General features: G+C 44.4%; 7 protein-coding genes. 3 read left to right on the plus strand and 4 right to left on the minus strand.

Annotation, left to right across the window (positions count from 1 at the left end; translation table 11 throughout):
• Window positions 1-296: 296 nt before the first annotated feature.
• Genes O9290_RS16645 through O9290_RS16655 form a run of 3 tightly spaced genes read right to left on the minus strand, consistent with a single transcriptional unit; the run spans window position 297 to window position 2,409 of the window.
• Window positions 297-1,472, minus strand: a complete 1,176-nt coding sequence (locus O9290_RS16645; RefSeq protein ID WP_288058551.1) for a lipid-A-disaccharide synthase-related protein — start codon at window positions 1,470-1,472, stop codon at window positions 297-299.
• Window positions 1,473-1,479: 7 nt separating this feature from the next.
• Complete coding sequence (locus O9290_RS16650; RefSeq protein WP_288058553.1) at window positions 1,480-1,992, minus strand: cobalamin biosynthesis protein; 513 nt, start codon at window positions 1,990-1,992, stop codon at window positions 1,480-1,482.
• Between the two features lie 6 nt (window positions 1,993-1,998).
• Window positions 1,999-2,409 (minus strand): M67 family metallopeptidase, encoded by a 411-nt coding sequence (locus O9290_RS16655; protein WP_288058555.1) that lies wholly within the window; start codon window positions 2,407-2,409, stop codon window positions 1,999-2,001.
• A gap of 199 nt (window positions 2,410-2,608) precedes the next feature.
• On the opposite strand from O9290_RS16655, the gene O9290_RS16660 reads away from it, so the two are divergent.
• The 3 genes from O9290_RS16660 to O9290_RS16670 all read left to right on the plus strand — a co-directional run bounded on the left by O9290_RS16660 (window position 2,609) and on the right by O9290_RS16670 (window position 5,411).
• Window positions 2,609-3,574 carry a hypothetical protein gene (locus O9290_RS16660; protein WP_288058556.1) on the plus strand — a complete coding sequence of 322 codons (966 nt, stop codon included), beginning with the start codon at window positions 2,609-2,611 and terminating at the stop codon, window positions 3,572-3,574.
• Window positions 3,575-4,305: 731 nt separating this feature from the next.
• Window positions 4,306-4,536 (plus strand): hypothetical protein, encoded by a 231-nt coding sequence (locus O9290_RS16665; protein ID WP_288057690.1) that lies wholly within the window; start codon window positions 4,306-4,308, stop codon window positions 4,534-4,536.
• A 5-nt stretch (window positions 4,537-4,541) separates the two neighbouring features.
• A complete protein-coding gene (locus O9290_RS16670; RefSeq protein ID WP_288057693.1) occupies window positions 4,542-5,411 on the plus strand; it encodes an HMA2 domain-containing protein in 870 nt (289 codons plus the stop codon).
• Between the two features lie 21 nt (window positions 5,412-5,432).
• On the opposite strand, the gene O9290_RS16675 is transcribed toward O9290_RS16670, so the two are convergent.
• On the minus strand, window positions 5,433-5,790 hold a 358-nt coding region (locus O9290_RS16675), incomplete at its 5' end, for a transposase (RefSeq protein WP_288087288.1).

Below are 5,790 nucleotides of genomic sequence, written 5' to 3' on the forward strand. Positions count from 1 at the left end.
GATTCAAGACTATAAGTAACGGTTTCGTTAGACATTTTGGTAAAATCCCTGGGAGTAATGATAGTACAATAATTTTATTTTAATCCTAAATCCGGTTATTAAAGACTGATTATTTATTGCCTGTCCTGATAAGTAGGGAGGCACAATTATTTGTAGGATGGGTTAGCGGTAGCGTAACCCTTGCAGGTGTTGGGTTTCATGCTTCAACCCAACCTACGTTCTATTGCCTCTATTGCCTATTGCCTCTCCTGATATGTAGCCTATACTCAACGGATTTAGTATAACTATCTCTGCCATTACTTTTGAAAAATGCTATAAATTTCCTCGGCAATATTTCTGCTACCTCCAGACTCTCCCACTCTAATTTTGCCATTTTCTAAACATCTGTGTAAATAACGAGAATCTGCCAAAATATCAATAATTTTAACCGCGGCATTTTTAAATAAATTTACCTCCGTGGGTTTCTGTCCAATAGTTATCACCGATTCCCCTAATAAGCGCATCTGTGCCTCGGCAAAAGGGTAGGTAAATTGGGGACCAAATCCGGGTATTTGTAGGACGGGTTTTCCTAATCCCACCGCTTGTTCTACTGCTGTACCCGCCATGGCTAAACAAGCGTCACAATGGTGTAGAATATCGGCAAAAGCATCACGATAACAGCACAATAAAGCCCCATTTTTCTCTAATTTTCCCGCTCCTAAATAATGCCATCCCTCTTGTTTAGCTAAATTTTCTAAGTCGGTTTCTCTGATACTAGGAATGATAGCAGCCCGAAACTGCATCGGTTTAATTTTAACTATTTCCTCACAGACTTGTAACTGTAAAGCCAAATTACTCAAAGCTTCGGGTAAACGACTCCCCGCTAATAAAGCAATCATGGGAATTTGACTATCTAATTCTAAATCTTTACCCGTTGGTGTTAAGACATCCATAATCGGATAACCGGCAAAAATCGCTTTTTTAATACCCCGATTTTCTAGGTCTGTTGCTGTATATTTATCCCTAGTGAAAACCCTTAAACACTTGTCTGATCTTAAACATAATTCCGTCAGTAAAGGTAATTTAATTGTGCCTTCGTAATAACTGGAAGTAGAAACAATAAAAGCCACAAAAGGACGACCGGTTAAACTAGCGATCGCAATCGGCACGATATCCCCCACTGCTATCAATAAATCACAATCCTTGCTAACTTTAAAAGCTGCCTGAATTTGCTGAATAGTTAGACTAATTAATCCCGCACCAATATCCTTAATCCAATTCAAAGGATTGGTATAAATAATTCCCCCCGATGGCATAGTGGCAGTGGGGGCAATAATTGGTACTGACAATTTTTGATAAGCTTTTCCCTCTCCCACTAAAGGCAAAGCAGCTATAGATAATTGGGGCTGAATTTTTTGTAATTCCCCCAGAATTAAACTAGCATTTAAATCCTCACCATGACCATTACTAAGAAATAAAACCTGTTTAAGCATCGATTTGTTATCCTCTATATTCCCTGGCTGCCAAAGAAACTGCCACCGTCACCGATTTGGCTTCTATTTGCTTGCTGACTAGCAAAGTATCGCCCATTTTTAAAGCGGCAGCTTCAGCGACGCTAGGGGTTCCTTCTTTCTTGTGGACAATAGCTGAGGGATTGGGGACATTAATATCTCTCAACTCCTCAGCAGTAAAGGTTTTTAGTGGCAATCCTTGCTCTTGACAATAGGCAATTAAACCCTGTTCATTAGCTTTGATGTCAAGGGTGGCGATACCGGCAATAGCGGCTAAAGAGAGGTGATAACGCTTAAAAACATCCCTAATTGCCCTATCTATGACCGCTTTCTCCGTCCCACGGATGCAACCTATTCCTAGCCATAATAATCGTCCATGGCACTGCACTTTTGCCCCGGAAGGATCGGGGGAAAAACCAGGTTGGCTAAAACCGGTCCACAGGGGACCTATCCCGATTAAATCGATGGTGGGTGAGTGGAAAGCAGGGGAAGCGCTAGTCATACAAGACTATAATATTTTTACCGGTTGAAATTGTTCGCCTTCGTCCAGTTGCCAAGCTTGTAAATCGATCGCTCGTCCTGAAACTACGGAGACAATTAAATAAGTATATCCTGACCAGGCTAATTGGCGATCGATTTCCGAGGGAATGGCGGCATGATCGGGATGGGAATGATAGATACCGATAATTTCTAGCTGGTTTTCCCGCGCCGATTTTTGAGCTTGTAAAAGCACTTCTGGCGCAATACTAAAGCGGTTTTTCCTATTACCTGACCAGTTATTTTCTGTGGTTTGCACGGTGATCACTTGGGCTGCGGTTTCGGTAATTTTTCCCACGAGTAACCCACAACATTCTTCGGGATAGGTGGATTCGGCGTGGGTGACAATGCGCTGGTAAATTTGGTCTGTAATCAGGATCATAAGGGAAAATTTTCAAAACCTATCTATCTCAATCCCTCAAAATCAGTTATTTGCCCAGACTCTGAGGTACAAAGTCTTCTTTTTGGCGAGTCGTTCGTCAGCAGTCGATGGCAAATTCGGTTATACTTTATGCTGAGGATCAACGCCGTAGAATTAATTCTAACAAAATTGTTTCAAAAAAAGCCGGAGGTGCCTGAAGATGAGAAAATTCATAGAATTGATTTTAAGAAAACTTTTCAAGCCAGAGGTGCCTGAATTGGTACAGATTGTCCACAACCGGGAAATGTCAGCGCTGGGGGGATTTGCCAAGACAGCAGAATCGATCGATAGTGATAAGTTTAGCGGTCAAGAATTTCTCATGTTTGTGAAGATTAAATACTGTCTAGCTAGAGGAATTGGAGAATACGCAGGACTAGATGAAAGTATTAAACTACTGCAAGGAGCGATCGAAGCAAAAAATAGTTATTTAAGCCTTTATCAAACAGAATTTCGTTATCGTAGTTCTAAACAACAGGATTTTTATCAATATGTGGAATCTCTGCTTGCCTCTGACTACGAAGATAAGGCGGCTTTTCAAGCTAGAGTAGCAGAAAAGTTGCTGGAAACTCTGCCCGATGTGAAAACGGAGGAGGGAAAAGTTGCCCTAAAAGCCTATCAAACTGAATTGGAACGTCTGGCAGAGTACGAATTAGGATTAAAACTTTTATCCCTATTTAAAGCCTACCAACTAGCGGACTATTCTGTCCTCAGAACTGTTTCTGATATCGTGGAGACTTCTCGCGAAAAACAAACACTAGATTATCCTAGTTTAGTTGTTTTGGTAATTAGTAAGTACGAAGTTTTTGAGAAGCTGAAAAATATTATCGGTGTGCCTAATAATAAGAGCAAACCGGAAACCTATGCTCGAATGCTGCAATACATTGCCCTGACCTACAGACATAGCAAATCCTACGCTCAATTTGCCGAATTGTTGAAAGTAATGCGTAAATGGTATCTTCCCTATCGCGCCATTCTTGACATCCGCCAACGCTATCCCCGCACCTCTTTTAAACTACCGAAGCAATTCTCGGAAGATATTCCTGGGGAGGCAATTTATGATAAATATCGTAAGTCCCTAACCGACGCTAAAACAGGATTAACCTATGTGGATTTTGGGAAAGACTAGCTATTTATTGGGGATGATGGCTAAGGTGCAGCTATTTGGTTTGATTCCTAAACCGTTAAAGAGAAGGTTGAGCAGCAGTATCTAAATTTTCCCCTTAAAACTTGGCGAGAAGGGAACCCGAAAAGGGATAAATTGGCCTGGGAATTGAGAGTAAACTTAACCCGCATCGCTGACTCAGGAATAACTTATTCTTGGCCGGTTCCGGCCAATGTTAAATTTATCGAAAATTTGGGTTAAAACCCCGTCCTTTTAGGACGGCTTTAAGCTACAATGGAAAAAGCGACAACCAAGCTAAAAACTGAACCTTGACAACAGATAGTAGGGGGTTTTGTTCAGAAAAGAATTCAAATTCGGCCTTGAACGAGTAAAACTTTCTAGGAAATAAGGTTGAACATTAGATTTTTTCGACTTGTTCAAAGTGGCCGGAGGGCATCCGGACACTCAAAACGGACGGGTCGAAAGTGTCAGACTTAAGCAATTAAGCGTTTTTCGCTATCTGCGTCAACCCCATTGACGCGACCACCCTAAAAAAGTGGCGTGGTGAGGAATCGCCGTCCGTTTTACGGCGGCGAGGATGTCAAGCCCTCCAGTCCCTCCCTTGTATTGGGGAAGTCCGCATCAACCCGGCGGCAAGTTGCGCGATCATCAACTATCAGAGTCACCCCAGTTCGGAGTCCGAACAGCAGGCAGCCATTTTAGCGCTCGTTCAAGAGGCAGATTCCCTCGCCCTCTTGCCAACTGCCGCTCTAGAAGCCTTAGAAGCCGAGTTAGGGAGTTTTTGGGACCAGTTCTCTGGGGAACTGCAAAACTTTTTGACTGGATATGAAGGAATAGGAAAAGAAATTCTCAAGGCGATCGCCATCGCCAGCCTGATTATAGGAATTGCTGGGGTGATCTTGCCCCTGCTACTAGGAACGCCCTTCTTGCTCCTGTCCCATTTCTGCTTCTTAGCCTGCTCCTAATTAAGATGATTAACGTTGAACAAGTGGGGGGCCAGTGCAACCCGCCCATTCGAGAAAGCGCTCTCCAAATCGTCCATTCCACCCCGGGCCGCCTAAGGGTGCGGTTGGCTTGGCTGAGATGCTATCCCTCCTTGCACGAACCCCTGTCCACCTCGATTTTGTCCTTGGCCGCCGTCAGGGAAGTTCACTTGACTCCAGGGATCAACTCGATCGTCGTCTGCTACGATCCCCAGGGCATAACCGAAAAAGCCTTTCAAGAAAAGTTCTGTCAGCTACTCCAACAACTCACTCCCGTCCACTGGCTCACTGCTGTGAGGCCGATAACTGATGACACGACTTCGCCCGGGGAAGGAATCTTCTCGGAAGCAGCGGTTACTGGAAAAATTCAGGAAGTTGGCGGCAAGCTCATCGGCTCCTCCGTCGGCCGGGTAATGGGGTTCGGCGTGGGAGCGGTCGCTGGCGGAGTGCTGTTAGGTCCTCTGGGGTTAATTCCGGGTGCGGGGGTAGGCAGTGCCGTCGGGCGAACAGTTGGCAGCCAGCTAGGGGGCGAAACCGTGCGCTATCTGTCCGGCACAGGAGCGGAAGCGCAACGCTGGCCAGTGCCAGCAAAGAACCCCGCCGAGTCCCTGCAAGCCACTCTAGAGCGGGGTGCCACTGAATTGATCGGCGAAACCTTCAACGGGCATGGCCGGCTTTGTGGTGGGTGGCTCTCTGCTCGGCCCGCTAGGCTCTCTTTTTGGGGGAGTCATCGGCGGTGCTATCGGCGGACAAGTCGGAGAGGAATGGTGGTCCTGGCAGCGGGCAGACCTGGAAAAAACCACCCCTCAGGCAGGGGCGCAGTCAACTTGAACGACTTTTGGGCAATTAGTCAATAATGCAGGTTAAACTGTTATACTTTAGACGTTCATAATCTGAGATTTATTAAACTTCTGAAATCGTAGAGTCAGCAAGGAATCCAGTTCTTTTTTATGTTTCAGATGGGCATCATTCAGACATTCATAAATAGCTGAAGAAAAGTCAGAAAAGTTCTCATAATATTTACCATATAAACATTTCTTTTTGACAAATTTCCACAGCCTTTCAATTAAATTTAGATTAGGCGAATAAGGCGGTAGATAGAGTAGCTCTATTGACAAAGAAAGAGCCAATTTTTCAACAATTTTACATTTCTGATAGCGGGCATTATCTAATACGAGAGTGATGGGAATCATTAGTCCTAAAGCAGCTATTTTTGACCGGAGTTCACAGACTTGA

Source organism: Microcystis sp. LE19-41.2A (assembly GCF_027530405.1).
Lineage (GTDB): Bacteria > Cyanobacteriota > Cyanobacteriia > Cyanobacteriales > Microcystaceae > Microcystis > Microcystis aeruginosa.